Annotated in this window: 14 protein-coding genes; 8 read left to right on the forward strand and 6 right to left on the reverse strand. The window is 46.7% G+C overall.

The features are described 5' to 3' along the window. Positions 1–73 precede the first annotated feature (73 nt). The 6 genes from R8O10_RS12660 to fecE all read left to right on the forward strand — a co-directional run bounded on the left by R8O10_RS12660 (position 74) and on the right by fecE (position 8,163). On the forward strand, positions 74–2,110 hold the full coding sequence (locus tag R8O10_RS12660) for a TonB-dependent receptor (protein WP_005383467.1): 2,037 nt from the start codon (positions 74–76) through the stop codon (positions 2,108–2,110). A 120-nt stretch (positions 2,111–2,230) separates the two neighbouring features. Beyond that, complete coding sequence (gene pvuA / locus R8O10_RS12665) at positions 2,231–4,369, forward strand: TonB-dependent siderophore vibrioferrin receptor PvuA (RefSeq protein WP_053303931.1); 2,139 nt, start codon at positions 2,231–2,233, stop codon at positions 4,367–4,369. A 101-nt stretch (positions 4,370–4,470) separates the two neighbouring features. Next, positions 4,471–5,394 (forward strand): Fe(3+) dicitrate ABC transporter substrate-binding protein FecB, encoded by a 924-nt coding sequence (locus R8O10_RS12670; RefSeq protein WP_318191451.1) that lies wholly within the window; start codon positions 4,471–4,473, stop codon positions 5,392–5,394. 74 nt (positions 5,395–5,468) lie between these two features. Next, a complete protein-coding gene (locus R8O10_RS12675) occupies positions 5,469–6,428 on the forward strand; it encodes a FecCD family ABC transporter permease (protein ID WP_257976837.1) in 960 nt (319 codons plus the stop codon). Beyond that, positions 6,425–7,396: a FecCD family ABC transporter permease gene (locus R8O10_RS12680; RefSeq protein WP_213895983.1), complete on the forward strand. Its 972-nt coding sequence runs from the start codon at positions 6,425–6,427 to the stop codon at positions 7,394–7,396. The genes R8O10_RS12675 and R8O10_RS12680 overlap by 4 nt, the downstream gene beginning before the upstream one ends. Positions 7,397–7,398: 2 nt before the next feature. After that, positions 7,399–8,163 carry a Fe(3+) dicitrate ABC transporter ATP-binding protein FecE gene (fecE, locus tag R8O10_RS12685; protein ID WP_005383457.1) on the forward strand — a complete coding sequence of 255 codons (765 nt, stop codon included), beginning with the start codon at positions 7,399–7,401 and terminating at the stop codon, positions 8,161–8,163. Between the two features lie 117 nt (positions 8,164–8,280). Here the strand turns inward: fecE and R8O10_RS12690 are convergent, their stop codons facing one another. Next, positions 8,281–10,167: a methyl-accepting chemotaxis protein gene (locus R8O10_RS12690; protein ID WP_213895982.1), complete on the reverse strand. Its 1,887-nt coding sequence runs from the start codon at positions 10,165–10,167 to the stop codon at positions 8,281–8,283. 364 nt (positions 10,168–10,531) lie between these two features. Here R8O10_RS12690 and R8O10_RS12695 point away from each other — a divergent pair, with 364 nt between their 5' ends. Beyond that, positions 10,532–13,282: a M16 family metallopeptidase gene (locus tag R8O10_RS12695; RefSeq protein ID WP_213895981.1), complete on the forward strand. Its 2,751-nt coding sequence runs from the start codon at positions 10,532–10,534 to the stop codon at positions 13,280–13,282. Positions 13,283–13,370: 88 nt separating this feature from the next. On the opposite strand, the gene R8O10_RS12700 is transcribed toward R8O10_RS12695, so the two are convergent. Together R8O10_RS12700 and R8O10_RS12705 are read right to left on the reverse strand one after the other, a co-directional pair. Then, entirely contained in the window at positions 13,371–13,823 is a 453-nt protein-coding gene (locus R8O10_RS12700) for a bactofilin family protein (RefSeq protein ID WP_213895980.1), read from the reverse strand. Continuing rightward, entirely contained in the window at positions 13,727–14,680 is a 954-nt protein-coding gene (locus R8O10_RS12705; RefSeq protein WP_053307982.1) for a M23 family metallopeptidase, read from the reverse strand. Before R8O10_RS12705 ends, R8O10_RS12700 begins: the two co-directional genes overlap by 97 nt. A 427-nt stretch (positions 14,681–15,107) precedes the next feature. Between R8O10_RS12705 and R8O10_RS12710 the strand changes: the two genes are divergently transcribed. After that, positions 15,108–16,862 carry a hypothetical protein gene (locus R8O10_RS12710; protein WP_213895979.1) on the forward strand — a complete coding sequence of 585 codons (1,755 nt, stop codon included), beginning with the start codon at positions 15,108–15,110 and terminating at the stop codon, positions 16,860–16,862. 83 nt (positions 16,863–16,945) lie between these two features. On the opposite strand, the gene R8O10_RS12715 is transcribed toward R8O10_RS12710, so the two are convergent. The 3 genes from R8O10_RS12715 to R8O10_RS12725 all read right to left on the reverse strand — a co-directional run bounded on the left by R8O10_RS12715 (position 16,946) and on the right by R8O10_RS12725 (position 19,493). Next, on the reverse strand, positions 16,946–17,590 hold the full coding sequence (locus R8O10_RS12715; RefSeq protein WP_318191452.1) for an START domain-containing protein: 645 nt from the start codon (positions 17,588–17,590) through the stop codon (positions 16,946–16,948). A gap of 77 nt (positions 17,591–17,667) precedes the next feature. Next, the gene (locus tag R8O10_RS12720; RefSeq protein ID WP_318191453.1) at positions 17,668–18,852 is read right to left on the reverse strand and encodes a multidrug effflux MFS transporter; all 1,185 of its coding nucleotides are present in this window, start codon (positions 18,850–18,852) and stop codon (positions 17,668–17,670) included. After that, entirely contained in the window at positions 18,849–19,493 is a 645-nt protein-coding gene (locus R8O10_RS12725; RefSeq protein ID WP_053350170.1) for a recombinase family protein, read from the reverse strand. The genes R8O10_RS12720 and R8O10_RS12725 overlap by 4 nt, the downstream gene beginning before the upstream one ends. Positions 19,494–19,637: the final 144 nt, after the last annotated feature.

Below are 19,637 nucleotides of genomic sequence, written 5' to 3' on the forward strand. Positions count from 1 at the left end.
ATATTGCAAATAAAAATAATATTTGTTCTTATTTCCATCCGTTGGCTTTATAACAACTAAACGGAATTATGGAATGAATAAATTATTGACCCTGACCCCCTTGGCGGTCGCGATTGGTTCTTCATTAGTAGCACCAAGCGCAGTGGCTTCAGAAGAGACGAACTCAACCCCATCAGCAACTGAAACGATTCAAGTCTTCGGTCATCAGTACGAAGGTTATGCTGAACACATGCCTCAATCAGGCACCAAAACCGATGTGGAATGGCTTGATGTGCCACAAGCGGTATCCGTAGTAACGAAAACAGAAATGCAAGACCGAGGCGCGGTGCGCTTAGTGGATGCGCTAGATGGGGTAGCCGGGGTCAATAACACCTTGGGCGAAGGCAGCCGCGATCAGTTCATGATACGTGGTTTTGATTCACTCAACGATATGTACCGTGATGGCTTGCGAGATGACGGTACGTTGCAGTCTTACCGCAGCTTAGCGAATGTTGAACGCGTTGAAATTGTGAAAGGCCCTGCGGGCGCTTTGTATGGCCGTGGCTCGGCTGGGGGCATCATCAACTTGGTGACGAAACGCGCTAACGGTGAGAATTTTACTCACGTAAACGGTAGTGTAGGCAGCAACAACCAATATGTTGGTCAGGTCGACAGCTCAATGGCGTTTACAGATAAGGTCAACGGGCGTATTAACTTGGAATACCGTCAAGCCGACTCGTACGTTGATCATGTTGATTCAAACGATTTCTTCATTGCACCGACCATTCGTGTGTTACCAGCGGAAGGTCACACCATTGATATTGACGTGGAATACGCCCATCAAGAACTAGTGCCGTATCGTGGTGTGCCATCAAAAAATGGCAAGCCAGTTGATTTGCCAGTAAGCACTTACTTTGGCGGCACAAACGACTATCAGGAGTCAGACAGTCTCCGTATTGCGGTGGATTACGAATGGCGTCTGAATGATCAATGGGTATGGAACAACCGAGCGGCGTTCAACCATATCGAACTTGAGCAAAAAGGCACGCGTCAGGGCAAAGTGACGGGTAATGAAGTGTCTCAAACCGTTAACAACTTTGGTTATGATCCACGTACTACGACCACTTTACAATCTGAGTTGGTTTGGGAAACCAGGGACAATCAATTGATGGTGGGTGCAGATTTCAACCAGATCGATATCGACCTAACGTTGGCAAGTGACAAAACGCTTCCTCCGCAAAATATCTACGACCCAGTCGTTGGTCCAACGCCTGATCCGGGCTTTAAGCCATTTCGTGACAATACCACCACCACGACAGGTTTGTATGTGCAAGACGTCTATACGTGGGGTGACCTTTCTTTGATCGGTAACGTGCGTTACGACTCGATGGAGCTAGAACAACAAAAAGCGGGCTCAGATAAGGAAAAATTGGATGATGACAAAGTCAGCTACCGTGCTGGTTTGGTATACCGCATCAATTCCGACACATCCGTATACGCCAGTTTAGCGCGCTCTTGGCAGTTACCGTACGCTGGTATCTACATCAATCCAAAATTGGCGGAATTCTTCCACACCGACTTAAAAGAGGTGGGTGCGAAAGCGTACCTTTTGGATAACGCATTAATGTTGAATGCGGCACTGTTCCAGATTGATCAAGAGCAACCACAAACTAACGTGGACGGCGATGTGATCGATAAAATTGAAGTGCGTCACCAAGGTATTGAATTAGAGGCTCGCGGTCAAATCACCAAACAGTGGGACATCTCTGTGGGTTACAGCTACTTGGACGCGGAAGACAAAGCCACAGGCAAAAAGCCGAACGATGTATCAGACCACTTGTTCTCTCTTTGGAGCACTTACCAATTGGATGACAACTGGCGTTTAGGCGGTGGTGTGAAGTACGTGGGCGACCGTTACGCAGGTAACGACGAAGCCGTCGCACTTGGCGATTACACAACGGTGGATTTGATGGCGGCGTACACCACTGGTCGTCATAAAATCCAAGCGAACGCTTACAACATTTTGGATGAGAAATACATTCTTGGCGCAACAAACGGCACGTCTGGCTTAAACCAGATTGGCTACGGCGCACCAGCCGAGTTCATGCTCAGCTACGGATATCAGTTCTAGGCTTTTTGTGCGTAGTTAGCGCCTGTTAGCCGATTTTTTCCTCATATTGAGGATGTTTAGCCCCGAGAGCCTACGGGATGTATTCTGCCCGAGGCTCAATTTCTCGCAAAGGAGATCTTAATGTCTTACCAGAATTTGGATGGTAAAGTGCGTGTACGTGCTGGTTTGTCTACCACTTACAGTGTGCTTGCGATTGCAATCGCTTCTGCCACATCCATGAGCGCGGTTGCCGCTCCTGCTAAAAAAGAACAAACTACCGCGATGGAAACCGTCGTTGTCACTGGTAGCGTGATTGGTAAATCTGAAATTGAAGACGTCAAAGAGTACCCAGGTGCTCGTACCGTCATTACCCGCGATCAAATCGAGAAAACCGCCGCAGGCTCGATTGATAACGCGCTACAGCGCGTGCCGGGTATTAAAGTTCAGGATGAAAGCGGAACGGGCGTATTGCCTAACATTTCCGTACGTGGTTTGAAAGCAAGCCGTAGTGGTCATGCTCAGTTCTTGATGGATGGTGTACCGCTAACACTTGCGCCATATGGTCACACTGGTCAGTCTATCTTCCCAGCAACACTGTCGATGCTTGATCGTATTGACATTGTACGCGGTGGTGCCGCAGTACAGTACGGCCCAAACAACGTCGGTGGTGTGATCAACTTAGTGACCAAACCGATTCCACACACGTGGCAAACTGAAATCAGTAACCGCCTTACCGTGTTTGATGGCGGTGATGCGCCGCTGAATGATTTTTACCTGCGCACGGGCGGCTGGTTAAGCGACACGTTTGCACTACAGTTGGAAGGTAACTTCCTAAAAGGTGAAAGCTTCCGTGAACATTCCGATACGGACGTGAAGAACTTCCAAGCCAAAGCACAGTGGCTACTGAGTGACACTCAAGAGATTCAAGCGTTCCTGCAACGTTACGATGCTGAAACGCAAATGCCGGGCGCACTTTCGCCACAAGACTACGAACAAGATCGTCACCAATCGAAACGTCCTTACGATGATTATGAAGGTAAGTCGACGCGCTGGAGTGTTAAGTACATCCACGATTTGCCATTTGCCGACAGTGCCGAGCTAGAAGTGCTAACGTTTGGCCATAAGTCAGAGCGTCTTTTCAAGTGGGGCTTTAACAGCGCGGGTGGCCATTGGGCGGATCCGGCTCTGCCAGCGACGGACGTTCGTACCTCTCCACGTGAATTTACCGTGTATGGTATAGAGCCAAAAATGGCGATGTACTTTGGCGAAGGTAAATCCGTTACTCAAAACTGGATCGTGGGTACCCGTTATGTTAATGAAGACATTGACTACAAACTCACTCAGACTCCAATCGCCGGTGGTGCAACCAGCGTTCCGCGTGATTGGCATCTAGATACGGACGCGTTTGCTGGATACGTTAGCAACGAAATTGGTTTGTTCAATGATACATTGAAGGTAACGCCTGGGTTGCGTGTTGAGTCGGTTCGAATGACGTTTACCGATCGTGGTAAAAAACAAACGGCAGACAACACCGTGACGGAATGGTTGCCAGGTTTGACGGTGGCATACAACTTAACTGACCAGTGGGTGACGTATGCGAACGCGCAAAAATCACTTCGTGCGCCACAAATTGCCTACATCCGAGGTTTGGGTGAAGAAGGTAGCGAACTGGCTTGGAACTACGAAGTCGGCGCGCGTTACACCCAAGATGCGACCAGCTTTAACGCTGCACTTTATCGCATCGACTTTGAGGATCAATTGCAATGGCAAAGCTCAACGCAGACCTTCGATAACATCGGAAAAACACTTCACCAAGGCATAGAGCTTTCTGCTCGTTACGTGCCTGAAGCACTACCTGCACTGAGTTTAGGCGCAAGCTACAACTATCTAGACGCTACGCTTGAAGAAGAAGGCGCGAATAAAGGTAATCAACTGCCTTACACCTCTAAGCATCAGCTTGGTTGGGATGCAACCTACGCATTTTACGGCATGGACACCACGCTATCGGGCTTCTACTTCAGTGACTCGTATACCGATAACGCCAACACCAGTGCCGAAGATGCAACAGGCGCAACGGGTAAAGTACCATCTTACATGGTGTGGAATTTCAATTTGGGGACGGATTTATACAAAGACGACAAAGGCAAGTTACGCATGAATGTTGCGGTGAACAACTTGTTTGACGAGGAGTATTACTTCCGCGGGATTGATACAAGCCCAGTTGGTCGGTACCCAGCTCCGGGACGCTCTTACACACTGGATCTGAACTATCAGTTTTAAGCGTTTCGTTCACCGAGTTTGAAAAGAAAAGTCGCCAATTTACCTTGGCGACTTTGCCGATCTTAGGTAATGGAAAACTCTTAGCACTGGAAAAAAGCAAGATGAAAAATAAAAAACAATTTACGATCAAACACTTTTCAACCGTTTTGCTGATGCTGTTGAGCTCAGCTTTGATGTCATTTAGCGCATTTTCTCAGGCGCGCAGCGTGCAAGATGAGCAAGGCACTTTTGAGCTAGAAGCGATACCTCAACGTATTGTGGTTTTAGAATTTTCGTTTGTCGATGCATTAGCGGCAGTCGATGTCTCACCTGTAGGCGTCGCCGATGACAACGATGCCACACGAGTCATTCCTGCTGTTCGTGCCAAGGTTGGTTCTTGGCAATCGGTCGGCATGCGCTCGCAACCGAGTTTAGAGGCGATTGCGGTGCTCAAGCCGGATTTGATCATTGCTGATGCAGAACGTCATCGCGCGATTTATCAAGATTTGCAGCGAATTGCGCCAACTTTGCTGTTAAAAAGCCGTGGTGAGACATATCAAGAAAATCTCGAATCCGCACACAAAATCGGCGTGGCAATTGGCAAACAAGCGAAAATGACACAACGAATTGAGCAGCACAAACAGACAATGGCGGAGTTCAAACAGCATTTTGCAACACAAGAAACCATTCAGTTTGGTGTGGTTTCTGACAAAGGGATGTGGTTGCATAGCCCGGTTTCTTACGCTGGGGGCGTTTTGAGTATGCTGGGCATCCAAAGCCCGCTGGCTCCATCTGAGCAAAAAGCGTATATCCCAACCAGTTTCGAACTTTTACTAAAAACCAACCCTGATTGGTTGTTAGTTGGACTTTACTCTCAACCAAATATTGTGGATGAGTGGCGCAAAAATCCATTGTTTAAGTTGCTAACTGCTGCGAAAAAACAGCAACTTGTTGAGGTTTCTCCTGAACTGTGGTCGTTAAATCGCGGCATGTTGGCTGCGGAAGAAATTGCCCGCAATCTTGAAGCGTTATTGGAGCGCTCATGAGTGCGGCGATAAGCTCGGAAAGCGCGTCTTCGGTTAGCAAATCGCATTGGAAAGCGAGCTTGTTTGTCTGTGCTATGGCGTTGTGTACGCTCTCAGGCTATGCAGCCTCAATGATTGGCTGGTCCAACTTTTCTTTGAGCGTTAATGATCTGACAAGCTATTGGTTTGCGTTTGATGAGGGCAATATGCTGCATCAAATCCTCGCGACGCTGCGTGCGCCTCGTACCTATGCTGGGTTATTAATTGGCGCTTCGCTTGCGGTATCCGGAGTGCTGATGCAAGGATTGACTCGTAACCCTTTGGCGTCGCCATCCATTCTCGGCATTAATGCTGGTGCGGCTTGTTTTATGGCCTTGGCGTCCATCGGCGTACCATTCTTTAGTCAATTGAACCCAATCATCAACGCAGTACTCGGCGCGCTACTAAGTGGTGGTGCGGTCATGTTGTTGGGCGGTTTTTTTTCCGCGCGTTCTCACCCATTGCGTTTAGTGCTAGCGGGCATTGCCATCAGTGCACTGCTGATAGGGTTAACTCGTGCGTCGGTAATTTTGGCGGATGACATGGCTTACAGCGTGTTGCATTGGTTAACGGGTTCACTCTCCGCGGTAGATTCTGAGCAGTGGCAGCAACTGTGGCCTTTTGCGACTTTAGGTTTGGTGCTCGCCATGGGCTTAGCGCGAAACTTAAATTTACTCGCGTTGGGGGACGAAGTTGCTGTTGGGCTAGGTGGTAACATTCGTCTTACGCGATTTATCAGTGGTTTAGCGGTTGTGCTGTTGGCAGGAACTAGCGTAGCGATTGCTGGGCCAATTGGCTTTGTCGGGTTGTTAGTGCCGCACTTGGTACGCCCGATTGTTGGTCACAACTATCACATTCTCATTCCGGTTTCCGCCTTGTGTGGCGCGGCATTGGTCACGTGGTCAGATGCTTTATCACGAGCGATTGCCTTTCCGGCTGAAACGCCAGTGGGCGTGATTACCGCGCTGTTGGGCACACCTTGCTTTATCGCGATTGCAATGAGGAAATCATCATGATGAATCAAACCAAACTGTTTGCATTAGTTGGATTGTTGCTGATTGCGTCTTCTCTCACGCTGTTTGTTGGTGCGGCGAATATGTCGGCTCAACAGGTTTTTGCATTACTGTTTTCTTTCTCTGACTCGGACTTTGTGATTCACCAATATCGATTACCGAGAATGTTGCTCGCCATTGGCGTGGGCGCTGGGTTGGGGCTTTCAGGCGTTTTAGTTCAAGGCGTCATCCGTAACCCACTTGCCTCACCAGATTTAATGGGGATAAGCGCCGGAGCAGGACTGGCGGCTACCGCTTGTTTGGTGCTGTATCCGAATGCGCCAGTGGCAATGTTGCCGATGGTCGCTATGGCGGGAGGCTTGCTTGCTGCTGGCTTTATTGCTGTGCTGGCTTACTGGTCGAAACCAACACCAGCACGTTTGGCGCTGATTGGTGTTGCTGTCAGCGCATTTTTAGCCAGCGGTATCGATTTTCTTCTGATTGTGCACCCTATCGAAATCAACACGGCGATGGTATGGCTAACCGGCAGTTTGTGGGGACGAAATTGGCAACAAGTGCCGTTTATTTGGAGTGCTCTATTGCTGCTACTGCCATTGGCGTTTTGGCTGGCTTGGCGGCTAGATGTTATGGGACTGGGAGAAGAAAGCGCTACTACGCTTGGCATGAAACCAAGACAGACCCAAATTCTTGCGCTGGTTGCTGCCGTGTTATTGGCGAGCATCAGTGTGTCTGTGGCAGGCACGATCAGCTTTGTTGGCCTGCTTGCGCCGCATCTTGCGCGTTTGCTGTTTGGCCACAACCACAAGTTGTTAATTCCAGCCGCTGCAACCCTTGGCGCTTTGTTGGTGATTTGCGCCGATGGTTTAGCGAGAGGCTTACAGCCACCAATTGAGCTACCAGCGGGAGTGCTGACATCTGTTATTGGCGCACCATATTTCATTTTTCTTTTGTATCGTTATAGAGGTTGGTAAGCATGTTACGAACGCAGAACTTATCCGTCGCGTACGGCAAACAGACCATCATTCCAGATCTCTCTTTGTCGATTCCTCAAGGTAAAATTACCGCGCTTGTTGGCCCAAATGGTTGCGGTAAATCGACACTATTAAAAACCTTGGTACGCATCAATAAACCCGCTTCTGGCCAAGTATTGTATGACGACAAACCTCTAAGCAACTACGGTGATAAACGCTTGGCGCGTTCGTTGTCTTTGCTGCCGCAGATTCTTGTCAGTCCTGAAGGTATTACCGTCAGAAAACTGGTCGAATATGGCCGCTCGCCTTATCTCTCTCATTGGGGCCGGTTAAGTCAACAAGACAAGACCTTAGTCGAGCAAGCAATGCAAGATACTGGCGTGATTGAGTTTGCTGACAAGCCAGTTGAATCGCTGTCTGGCGGTCAAAGGCAAAGGGCGTGGATTGCGATGGTAATGGCGCAAGATACCGACGTAGTGATGCTTGATGAGCCAACCACTTACTTGGATCTCTCTCACCAAGTTGAGCTGATGAAACTCATGAGGCAGATGAACGACAAAGGCAAAACAGTGGTCGTAGTGCTGCACGATCTAAACCAAGCGTGCCGTTACTGCGATCATTTGGTGGTGTTGGAAAAAGGTCAGTTAGTCACGCAGGGAACACCGCAAGAGGTACTGACAGAAGGTATGTTGGCATCGGTGTTTGATTTACAAGCGAGAGTATTTAACGACCCAATCTCAGGCACGCCGATGTGTGTGGCGGTGTAGGTTTACGTCTTTCGAAAGCTATCTGCAATAAAAACGTCGATCCATAAAAACAAACCCCGCTAGTAACAAAGTCGCTAGCGGGGTTTGTTGTTTTTAAGAGCGTCCTTAATGTGGCGTTTAAGCCAGTTTAAACGTTGCCACTTTCGAGTTGAGATCCTCAGCTTGCGATTTCAGCTCAGCAGATTGATTCATCGATTCTTCGGCACCAACTACCAAGTGATCGGTCACATCTTTAATGGACGTGACGTTTTGCGTGATTTCATTGGTTACGTGCGTTTGCTCTTCGGCGGCTGTCGCAATTTGCGTTGCCATATCGCTGATCAGCGCAACGGCCGCGTTGATTTCATCCAGAGCCAGCGCTGCGCGATCAGCATCTGCCACCGAACCTTGCGCAAGCTGAGAGCTTGTATCCATGATGGCCACTGCGCGTTGTGTGGTTTGCTGCAAGGTCTCGATCGTCGAGCGAATCTCTTCGGTTGAGGTGTGTGTGCGTTGTGATAGCACGCGAACCTCGTCTGCAACAACGGCAAAACCGCGACCTTGTTCACCTGCACGCGCCGCTTCAATCGCCGCATTCAGAGCCAGTAAGTTGGTTTGCTCTGCGATGTCTCGAATCGTTGATAGCACGGTTGAGATGTCTTGCGCGTGCTGGTTGAGCTCACCGATGACAACGCTCGCTTGGTTGACTTCAGAAGACAAATTATTGATGGACGATTTGGAGTTGATCACCAACTCATGACCGTTTTGTGTGCTTGCTGAAGAGTCTTGAGCGGCTTTAGCCGTCTGCTCTGCATGTGCTGCAATCTCTTGCGTTGCCGATGCCATTTCAGTCACAGCGGTCGCTACCATAGTGATTTCTTGTTGCTGATGGTTCAGATCGGAAACCGATTGATTCGCGCGATTCGTGCTCAGCTCCGATTGTTGGCTCAGTTCTTCCGCTTGGTGACGAATGTGACCAATAAGTTGCTGCAAACTTTCAACGAACTGGTTGAAGTTTTCAGCCAGCTCACCAACTTCGTCACGGTTTTCTACTTTGATGCGTTGAGTTAGGTCGCCGCTACCGTTTGCGATTTGTGCAAGCGCATTCGAAACGTTGTAGAGCGGACGGAACAAGATGTTACATAGCAGATTAAACAAAGCTACGCAGATAACGACGACGATGGTGGTTGCGATGATCTGATCCCAAACAGCATCGTAGAGTGGGGCAACCAACGAGTTTTGATCTAACACCGTCACTGTTGTGAGCTTGGTACCCTCTATGTGGCGCGCGTAAATCACATATTCGATGCCGTTAATAGAGACGCGACGTTCTGTACCTGAACGTGCGGCTGACGTAATGTCGTTGTTGTTGAGGCCTAGCTTGCTAACCGGTTGATTCAGCAGTTTACCGTTGTTATGAGTGAAAATATTGCCCTGTTCATTGGCAATAAACATATAACCTTCACCCGGTAGGATCACTTGGTTCAGACTGTTCAGGATATCACCGATCTCTACGTCAGCACCCAGAACGACGGTTTGACCATGCAATTGCAGGGCTTTACCGAGCGACACCACATTCGCACCAGTTGCAGCAGCAACGGTCGGGTTATCCATAAAGACTTTCGATGGGTTGGCGATTGCATTGGTATACCAACCCCACTTACGAGGATCGTTATTACCTGGTGGCAAAACCACCCCATTAGCGTTGTCTTGTGACCCGTCCGGGTAAGCGAGGAAAACGTTATCGAACGCGCCAGAGTCTCGGACTTGTTTCAAATGCGTAACCAGAGAACGTTTCTCTGAATCAGAAGAGAGTGAAGTCAGTGCGCGCTCTTTAGAGAGTAGCCAGTCCTTTACGTATTGATTGTAAGATGCGCTAGTGCTTTCTAGTCGCTGTGCGACTTCGACATCGAGCCTGTTTAATGAATCTCGAAAAGACAGCCCCTCTACCAGCACTCCCCCGAGAATGATGGCGGCACTGGCAGAGATTGCCAGTTTGTTTTTTAATGATAGATTTTTGAACATAAAGCGAATAATAGATCTTTGAATAATAGTTGTTGTGTTTTTATTCTCATCAGTGCTCTCTGCGCTGTTGAATATGCAGCAGAAAGTCAGATTCGAATCTGTTCAATAATTATATTTTATTGCTCAAAATAAATACTGACTCCATGTCGCGAATTTGAGTTTTACATCAAATAAGCAAAAGGATTTGGAACGATATTATTTATGTATTTGTAAAGTAAGGATTTGTCGATTTTTGTAAATGAGAATTGATTTCAATAAATGGTGATCTTTATCACATTTGCGTGTCTGATAATCCATTAAAAATGTGAAGGTTATAGCACCGGATATATATTGATTAGCTTAATCATTGTTATGGGCAATCGTTATGCGCAGTATATTGTTAGTCCCCGCGTTATTAGTGTCAGGGTGTGCTCTGATACAACAGTCGACGCCGATTCAACCTGACGCCAACTGGCACGTGGACCAGTTATCGAACGGTATGAAATACCATCTTTATCCAACAGAAGACCAAGAAGTCTCGGTCCGTTTGGTGATGAATATCGGCTCATTCCAAGAAACATCTTCTCAAAAGGGTTACGCTCACTTTGTTGAGCATATGGCGTTTAATGGTAGTGAGCATTTTACCGGTAACGACGTTGTCAAACTTTTCGAGCAATCTGGTGGTAGCTTTGGCGCTGATATCAACGCTTTTACCAGTTATCAGCAAACGTCTTACCAACTTGACCTCGCGAATAATACGAAGCTAGAAGATGCCCTGAAGTGGATGAGAGATATCGGTAACGGACTTGAGTTTGCTCCTGAGCAAGTAGAGAAAGAAAAAGGGGTGATTCTCGGGGAATGGCGACGTGCTAATCCGGATGATAAGTCCTTTTCTATGCATGCTTACCAAGCCTCGATTGAAGGCACTATGTATGGTGAGCATGACCCAATTGGTACTCGCGAAGCGATTCAAAATGCTTCCTCAAGTAAGTTAAAGGCGTTTTACGACAAATGGTACCAGCCACAAAATGCCGAGTTGATTGTGACTGGTAATATCGACGTAGATTCACTGTCCAAGATTATCAAAAGCAAGTTCTCGAACTGGGAAAGTACCTCGGATACGGTAATAGAGAAGCGCCGTGATATTCGAGTGAACAACGAAAACAGAATCTTGCCAAGTAACACGATGGAATCACCAAGTCTTCATTTAGTGATTGAGCGTGGTCTAAGTGGCGGCACGACGATTGAGCAACAACATGAAGTGTGGCGTGATGAAGTCGCAACACAACTCATTCAACAGCGTTTGATCCGTGTACTCAATGATGCCGCTGAACCTTTTCAATACGCTTATGCAGAGCCCTATTACTCTAACTATCAGCGTATGATGTCGGCAGGGATTTCGTTTGCACCAGATCGCCGCGAACAAATGCACCAGACTTTCATTCGTACCTTGGCGTCGTTGAGAGATTATGGTGCGACTCAATCCGAGTTAGATAGCGTTATGTCAAATTGGCAAGGTGAACTTGCAAATATTGATTCAGATTGGAGTCAGCGTAAGCCAAACAGTTACGCAGAAGCACGTGTTTTTCAAATTGGACAAGACAGTGTCAGCCAATCAAAAGAGAATTATGCCCAGAGTTTGGCAGAATTCATCAACAACGAGAATTTAGAGAGCATTAACACACAATTGGATGCCTTGTTATCTCAGCAGCCAAGCTTTTTTATTGGTTTGGGGAAAAGCGAAACGTCAGAACAGTTCAATGGTGTATTTGCCGCTCTAAACAGTGCCTATCTTCAAACTGGCGAAAAACCGTTAGAGATGTATGACAAAGTGGATGGATTCTTAAAGCCTACCCAGGAAGGCAGCATCACGAGCATGCGTCAGGAAGCGGGTGGTTTTCAAGTCTATACGCTATCAAACGGTGTCGAAGTGTGGTTCCAAAAAGATACTAAAGCGGGTGGTCGAGCGTATATTTACTATGCGAGCCAAGGTGGTAAAGCCGCTGTTGATCCGACGTTGTATGCCGCTTATGAAATCGCAGCAACAACGGCAATACGCAGTGGGTTAGGGGCATTTTCTGGTTCAGAGCTAGATAGCTACTTACGCAAAAACAACATTGCGCTTGGCGCGATGCTTGATGCGACCAGTCACGGAGCGCAAATTACGGCGCCAAATACGCACCTAACCGATGCTTTGAATGGACTATACAACCTAGCGACGGAGATTAAAGTCGACGAGCGCCAGATGGCGGCAGCGAAGCAAGAGTTTAAACAGCAGAGCGGCGCTTTTTTTGAATCACCGATGGGAAAACTGATTCAAAAAGCAAACGGCAATTCTTATTTGCCGGGGAGTCGTCATCGTATAGTGTCCAGTGATGATGTTGAACAAGTGACTTCCGAGCAGATACTAGCGGTGCATGAGCAACTTTTCAAAACCAATGATGGTTTTAAGATGGTTATTGTTGCAAACGTAGAGCCGGAAGAAATTACACCACTTTTGCGTAAGTATGTGGCCTCTATCGAAATGAAACCGAGTCGTTCGATTGATTATCACGTTGCGTTTAACCCGGAAGTGCCGGAGCGAACTGTGGTTGCGGATGGGCATGAACCTTCATCGTTGTATGTAATGCGTTTGACTAATACGAGCGATTACCAACGTACGGCAAGAGACACGGTTATCGAAGATATTTTGCAACGTATTAGTAATGCACGTGTTTTGGATATTGTGCGAGAAGAGTCTAGCCTTGATTACAGCCCGAGCATTTACACCATGACACAAGATCGCGAACCCATCTCTGATTGGCTCTTGGAGTCTCAAGTTGAGCCCGAAGACGTGGCACTTTTAGAGAGTAAACTGGGCAAAGTGTTTGATGGTTTAGCGTCAAATATTACCCAAAAAGAAGTGGATACGGCCGCGAAACAACTGGCAGTCGCGATGCAAGGATTGGATGACAACCCAGCACAGAGATCATGGGCATATACTCGTTATTTGGTGCATGATTACGGCGTCGATGTGTTGCTTGACGTTGAGAAAGTGGCTAAGAGTGTGACGTTAGATGAAGTGAAAGCGCATGCAAAATCAGCTTTTGGTCCACAAGCAAAACGCTCGGTGATGGTTTTAAATCCGGCCGAATAATCACGTAGTTTCTGACGAAAATCGTGGCAATAGTAATAAAAAAGACGGCGTGAAAGCCGTCTTTTTTAAGCACTTTAATCAGAGCGTTTTATGCTGATTTACGCGCAAGTCGCTTTTCATTGTTGGTGTTGTTTTCTTTTGTGATCGCACTGTCTTGAGCCTTACCCTTTAACGTTACCACTTCCTTTTCAGGTAATTCGGCTGCTTCACCAAAGAATTTGCCACCAGGTTCAATGCTGAGGTTATTGCTCCAGATCCTACCGCTTACGCGTCCCTTGGCAAGTACTTGAATGTGTTCTGCGTGACAGTTTCCGTCCATCATGCCATTAATGATCAGCTGTTTAGCGTAGATTTCACCGTTTACTCGCCCGCTTTCTGCGACAACGAGAGTGCCTTCCACGTTAACTTGACCATCGACGATGCCATCAATCTGGACATCGTTTTCTACTTTGAGTTCTCCGCTAAGAGAACAGCCTTTGGCGATGAGAGTTGAAGCTGCTGAGCTACTCGTTGTTCCACTGTTTTGATTAAAGATTCCCATCGTATTCTTCGCTCCTTAGTAAAAATGTCTTCGAAATCATTAAGGCTCCAATCGACAAATGGTTTCGGATTCAGTGCTCGCCCAACAAATCGCACCTCGTAATGCAGGTGAGGGCCAGAAGAGAGCCCACTGTTGCCGGAAATTGCAATCAGCTGCCCTTTTTTGACGAACTGACCACTTTTTACTTTGAACGCTTTCAAGTGCGAATAAGAACTCGAAAAACCGAAAGAATGTTGCAGCCTGAGGAAGTTACCAGAGCCTTTATTACTGCGGCGGGTGACTTCCACTACCCCATCGGCGGGGGCATAAATTTTGGTGCCGATATTTACGGCAAAATCGAGCCCACGATGCATCTTGGCAACTTTTGTCACCGGATGGATACGCTTACCGAATCCGGAAGATAGCCGTACCTTGCCGACTGGAGAGCCACTTGGTATTTGGTTTAATAACACCATGCGAACGTTTGAGGTTATCGCCGCCGCATCGAGCCTAGCATCCAAGTTATTTGTCGAGGTATGTTCTCCAACCCCAAGCACTTTCTCTAATTCCCCCAAACGTTCCGAAACAAGTTGTACCCGTTCTTCACGTTCTGAAAGGTCATTTTCTAGCTCTGATTTAAGTGTTTTCAGTGTGCTGAGTTCTTCACCCATGGTGCGTGAATGCTCTGTCAATTCAGCTTGTTTTAACGCTGCATTATCAACGCGAGTGTACAAGTGATGAATTAAGATTACGGTCGCGGCCAGAGCAACAACAAAAAAAACGAAAAACGTTTTTATGTTGCGTTGCATCCTTTTACTGAAGTACCAATGTCTTGAGCCATTGATAGTTGATATAGAGATCGTCAACTGGTCTTTCATCGTCTTCTATTGCTCGTATTTGGTATACGTCTCGTCACTGAGTTAGTAGGAATGTAAGGAAAACGAGTAGGGACTGCCAGAGGCAAATTGGAAAGAAGTGTCAGGTCGTGAGGCGTTTTCAGATATTAGATAAAAGACTCAATAAAGATTTAATATTCTGCTGATTTTGGTCGTAATTACTCCAAATCGCTTCATTTAACTGAATATTATGATTTTTAAGGCGGTTATCCGAGAAATTGGATTGTGAATATTGCCAATAGCATCCGCACGCAATTCAACTTACTTCACGGTTTGCCTTATAAATGTTGGATAATTTATCAAACCGACATTCATTACATCGATAACTTGTTTATGATAGCGGTTGATATAAAGCACTATTCATTGGCTTTAAACCTAAGCGTTACATTTCGTTTAGGAACACATAACTATGACAACGGAGTTGGTCGTGAAAAAACTACTATTGGCTACAGCAGTGGTCGCAGCTGCAGGGGGCGCTGGCTACCTGTACCAAAACAATACTACCACAAGTGATGCAGGCTCACTGTTAACGCAAGTTCCTGCAGATTCACTTATGGTGACGTATCAGACAGAACCTTTTAACCATTATAAATACATGAACGCATTCGGTACGGCGAATCAAGGCTCGATTGCAGAACTTTTTGCCGATGAACCACTGTCTCCACAACAGCAGTTTGCAGTTAACTTATTCGATGGGTACCTAGAGAGTGCTGCGTCGCCAGAAACATTAAAAGCTTATTTGGGCACCGGGGAAAACATTAATCCTGTGTTGTACACAATTGGTATGGTACCGGTGTACAAAGTGGATATTGAAGACCCTGCCGCGTTATGGAAAACACTGGATCATGAAGAGCAGATGAGCGGCGCTAAGCATGAGTTGGTTAAGCTTGGTGACGTCGAGTATCGTCGTTACGAGATGACTGATTCAATTGACCCGCAGGACGGTATTGGCTTGGTTGTAGCCGTGGTTGATAACGTGCTTACGTTAACGGTTGATGTTCCGCAACTGGGCGTTCAAAACCCGATTAAAATGGCATTAGGGCTTGAAGCACCAAGTCAAAATATTGCTGACAGTGGACGCCTTGAGGCGTTGCAAGCCAAATACGGTGAAAACAACAACTCTTTTGGTTACTTTGATCATCGCGAAGTGATTAAAGGTTTGACGACGAAAGATGGCAATATGTTTGCTCGTCAAATCAGCACGTTGGATGCAATAGATCTTGAACCAACTATTGAGGAAATGCGTTCACCAGCCTGCCATACTGAGCTCACTCAAGTTGCAGAAAACTGGCCTCAGTCCGTCGCGTTTGCAGAATACAAGATGAAAGGCGATCAGGCGTTCATTAAAGGTTCTTTTGTTGTTGAGTCCAACAATAAAGTGATTCTAGATGCGCTCAAGTCGATTCGTGGTGTATTGGCAGAGTCTAAAAGTGATAAGAGTTTCTTTAGTATGGCGCTTGGTTTAGACATTAATACGCTAGCGCCATCGATTGGTCAGATTTGGGCTGACTTGACTCAGCCTCAATACCAATGCTCTTTATTGACGCAAATGCAGCAAGAGATGGGCGGCCAGAATCCAGCAGCCGCTGTAAGCATGGGGTCAGGCATGGTTAACGGCCTCAAAGGGTTAAGCCTGCAAATTTTTGATATCAAAGTAGATACTAATGCTCAGCATGGTGAAGTATTTAGCCAGCTAGATGGTATGTTGTCTCTTTCTGCCAATGATCCAATGATGCTTATTCAAACTGCGCAAATGTTCGTTCCTGAACTTGCTCAATTGCAAATTCAACCGGATAACCAACCTGTTAATGTCAGTGACCTATTAGAAATGCATACTGGCATGAAGGTGGACGTGTTTGCTCGTCTAAACGAAAACCATTTCACCCTTTACAGTGGTGATAGTGCTGCGGAAGCAAGCAAAGAAGTGATGGCGCAATCACTTTCTCCAAATGGCTTGTTCAGCTTTGATTTTGATTCAGAGCGTATTTTGGAAGTGTTAGAGAGTGCGTCGTCAATCACAGGGGAGCCGGTTCCGGATGATGTTGTCAAAAGCTTACAAGGCGAGCTTGTTGGTGGTATGACGATGGACGTGACAGACCAAGGTATTGGTTTTGAGTTTGATTACCGTGGTGCAACTAAACCTGTAACGGTTGCACAGCAGTAGCACATTGAGTAGAAAAGGCGGCGCAATGCCGCCTTTTGTTATTATTATGTACCGTATTAAAAAGCGAGTGGGAAGAACGACGCTTACTCATCTATTTGAGGATGAGAGTATTGCTGATATTCAGGTAACTCTTTTCTTAAGTTACTAAATGTCGCCCATGCACTTTCTTTTGAAAGTTTGTTGATCAGCCAGTTTGGCAATAGACCTCCGGGGTCAGCAAACGCCTTGTATTCCACGAGTGTTGTATCGTTTGTGAGTTTTTGTAACTCCCAAGTCGCATCAACCGAGCGAATTCGAACATAACCATTTTGTTCAGCAAGATATGAGTCAGGTGCGCTTTTGATTTCTATCGTGAATCCCAGCTCATCGACCCAGTACTTTGAGTAGATGACCATATCCCGATTTTTGGCAGGCCATGGTGCTTTAAACTGGGTGTAAACGATGTTCTCGGTGGCCGATATTTGATTTAAAACCCGGCTATGACTGGCATTGTCAATCCAGTTCGGGATATTGTCACTGTCTTCCAGTAGCGTTAAAAATGCACCATAGCTGGTGGGTGTGAACATCCGGGCACGGATCTCAACTAAACCGTCACTATGTTCTCGGGAGTAAATTGTGATTCCATTCTTGTCACTCTCGAACTGCCAGTTCTCGTTGGCGCTCGCATCAGTACCAGCGGATATCAATGTGGCGAGTGTTAAGGCGCCAATTATTAAATGCAACATCATGTTAGTATCCGCCAACTTTTCCTAAATTTAAGTTTATACGATTTGTTGTAACTATAAGGACAATAGTATGTTTTTTGTTATTGTTCTGAAGGTTGCTCTGCACTGAAGCCACGTTGAATGTTGGTGAAGGTAAGCGATGCAAATATTACGATAACGATCGCTAGATGCCATGCTTGACTCAATCCAAGCTGCACCAGAGTTAAGCTGACCAATGAGGAGACGACCATTTGTCCACCACCAGACATTGCCGCTGCGGCACCTGCTTGCTTTTTATAAGGTTGCATTACCATCGCTTGTGCACAAGGTAGGGCAATACCATTACCCAAGATCATTAATAGCTGTCCTAGCATCAGAAATAGAGGCTCAACAGGGCAGAAAAATAACCATATTGCGGCAGCGAGGTGAAGAAATGGGGTGCAAAGCAGCATTTTTTTATTGCCAATAATTGGCCTTACTCGGTTACAAATCGTGGTACCACATAACATACCCAAAGCGGGAATGAGCGCCCACATCGCGTATTGAGCGGAGGTCATGCCAATTTGATCTTGCATGATAAATGGCATCACAGAGACTGTCGTAATCATTAAGCTGAAGTTTAACCAACTGATACTGGCGAAACTCATAAAGTAACGAGACGTAAGTAAGCTCTTGTATTGGAGCAACATTTTTCGGGGTGACGGAATGACAGAACGTTTTGCGATGGTTTCTGTGAACTTAAAGACGATGATTACCCAGGCCAGCGAGACATAGCCCAACAGAGAAATAAACACCATACTCCAACCGAAGTGGAAGTTGATAAAGCCGCCAATCACAGGTGCAATAAGTGGCGTGATTGAAGCCGCCATGGCGATGTAAGACATTGCCACTGGGAGTGCATCCCCGCTAAACCTATCTCGAGTCGACGCCCTCGCGAGTACCGCGCAGCATCCTGTACCTAACCCTTGTAAAAAGCGCCCCATCACCATCCCTGTAAATGTGTCACTGAAGAAAATAATCATCAGCAGACCAGACATCGCGATGAGTAAACCGGTAAGTAATACTCTTTTTCGTCCTAAAGCATCTGACACTGGCCCGTAGATAAATTGAGAGGGGCCAAAGCCGAGCAAATAAATACTCACAAGTAGTTGAGCTTGGTCGAGGGAGATGGAAAAGTCTTTTGCTATCCATGGCAAAGAGGGCATGACTAGCCCCATGCTCAACTGGCCAACGCTAATAATAAGACAGGCGAGTAGTATAGTATGAAAGTTGATTGGGCGACTCATGACTGGTCTCCATTCAAACAACCTTTTTGGCGTCGTGATCTTAAGCCGCCTTCGTCATCCACTTCATTTAGCTTTGCTTTGACCCGCTTCACAGTCGATAGACTGACTTCGCATTTCTCTGCTACGTTTTGCAATGTGTAGCCTTCTAGCAGTAACGTTGCGATCTGTTGGTGTTTGGTTTTGTTTGCGGGGCGGCCGCGAAACTTCTGTTTCCATAATTCTGGCTGCTCTTTAATGGCCTGTCGCCCTTGCTCTGCGGCAAACAGGCGATGTTCAGTCTGCACTTTCCCATATCCAGATAACACTGTGAGTAGTGTTTGAGTTTGAACAGAACCTGGCTCAAAAGTTAGTGATTCACATACGGTTTTCAATGTTACCCCTTTATCGAGTAGCATTTTTATCGTGTTCAATGCTTGACTAAAGTCGCGACCAAATGCGGTCAGCCACCAGAGCACAATCGTATCCCCAGCTCTGACGGAATCGAGCAGTCGTAAGAATGCCTCTCTCTCGGTTGGAGGCATGCAACCACGAACCTTATCCTCAAAATGCTGAGCTTCGGGCGCAAAAGCTTTTAGAGTATTAAGGTGCTCTTGGTAAGCTCGATTTTTTGGCGAATAGCGAGTGTAAAGATACGTGGTCATAAGGATTATGAGCCTTTTTTGTTTGGTTCATATAGTGTAATGGCTCACAAATATACATGGGTTCATTAATACTGACAACACTAAATGAGCCGTTTGGGAGTCAGAGGCACATAAAAAAGCCAACCGAATGGCTGGCTATAGCTA

The organism is Vibrio sp. 1727 (assembly GCF_033344415.1).
In the GTDB taxonomy this organism is placed as follows: domain Bacteria; phylum Pseudomonadota; class Gammaproteobacteria; order Enterobacterales; family Vibrionaceae; genus Vibrio; species Vibrio alginolyticus.

What these genes read in the sequence shown, in the direction of transcription:
- R8O10_RS12705 (WP_053307982.1), bottom strand. Translation starts at nt 14,680, where the DNA reads ATGAAAGACCAGTTGACGATCTCTATATCAACTATCAATGGCTCAAGA.
- R8O10_RS12670 (WP_318191451.1), top strand. Translation starts at nt 4,471, where the DNA reads ATGAAAAATAAAAAACAATTTACGATCAAACACTTTTCAACCGTTTTG.
- R8O10_RS12700 (WP_213895980.1), bottom strand. Translation starts at nt 13,823, where the DNA reads ATGGGAATCTTTAATCAAAACAGTGGAACAACGAGTAGCTCAGCAGCT.
- pvuA (WP_053303931.1), top strand. Translation starts at nt 2,231, where the DNA reads ATGTCTTACCAGAATTTGGATGGTAAAGTGCGTGTACGTGCTGGTTTG.
- R8O10_RS12720 (WP_318191453.1), bottom strand. Translation starts at nt 18,852, where the DNA reads ATGAGTCGCCCAATCAACTTTCATACTATACTACTCGCCTGTCTTATT.
- R8O10_RS12680 (WP_213895983.1), top strand. Translation starts at nt 6,425, where the DNA reads ATGATGAATCAAACCAAACTGTTTGCATTAGTTGGATTGTTGCTGATT.
- R8O10_RS12710 (WP_213895979.1), top strand. Translation starts at nt 15,108, where the DNA reads ATGACAACGGAGTTGGTCGTGAAAAAACTACTATTGGCTACAGCAGTG.
- R8O10_RS12715 (WP_318191452.1), bottom strand. Translation starts at nt 17,590, where the DNA reads ATGATGTTGCATTTAATAATTGGCGCCTTAACACTCGCCACATTGATA.
- R8O10_RS12660 (WP_005383467.1), top strand. Translation starts at nt 74, where the DNA reads ATGAATAAATTATTGACCCTGACCCCCTTGGCGGTCGCGATTGGTTCT.
- R8O10_RS12675 (WP_257976837.1), top strand. Translation starts at nt 5,469, where the DNA reads ATGGCGTTGTGTACGCTCTCAGGCTATGCAGCCTCAATGATTGGCTGG.
- R8O10_RS12690 (WP_213895982.1), bottom strand. Translation starts at nt 10,167, where the DNA reads ATGTTCAAAAATCTATCATTAAAAAACAAACTGGCAATCTCTGCCAGT.
- R8O10_RS12695 (WP_213895981.1), top strand. Translation starts at nt 10,532, where the DNA reads ATGCGCAGTATATTGTTAGTCCCCGCGTTATTAGTGTCAGGGTGTGCT.
- R8O10_RS12725 (WP_053350170.1), bottom strand. Translation starts at nt 19,493, where the DNA reads ATGACCACGTATCTTTACACTCGCTATTCGCCAAAAAATCGAGCTTAC.
- fecE (WP_005383457.1), top strand. Translation starts at nt 7,399, where the DNA reads ATGTTACGAACGCAGAACTTATCCGTCGCGTACGGCAAACAGACCATC.